This is a genomic window from Aequorivita sp. CIP111184 (assembly GCF_900489465.1).
GTDB lineage: Bacteria > Bacteroidota > Bacteroidia > Flavobacteriales > Flavobacteriaceae > Aequorivita.
This window is the reverse complement of record NZ_UEFQ01000043.1, coordinates 1-214: the sequence shown is the minus strand read 5'-3', so window position 1 is coordinate 214 and position 214 is coordinate 1. Positions and strand designations below refer to the sequence as shown.

The 214-nt window shown below is 40.7% G+C and carries 1 protein-coding gene; it reads left to right on the top strand.

Going from position 1 to position 214, the window contains the following annotated elements:
- A partial coding sequence (locus tag AEQU1_RS16245) for a hypothetical protein (RefSeq protein ID WP_220092323.1) occupies nucleotides 1–214 on the top strand: 214 nt, incomplete at both ends.

Sequence of the window (214 nt, the reverse complement as noted above, 5' to 3'; positions counted from 1 at the left end):
AATTAGTTTAGGTTCTGCAGTTACTGGATTGTTTACAGGTTCTGTATTCACTCCTCGCGTTTGGAACGGTACTGTTCATTATGAAACAGTTGCTAGTTCTGGTCTAGATTTCACTTGTGCTGATCTTGGCGAAAACCTTGTTGAGGTAACCGTTACCGATGACAGTGGAAACGTTTCTACCTGTACAGCTGTCGTTAATGTAATTGACATTACA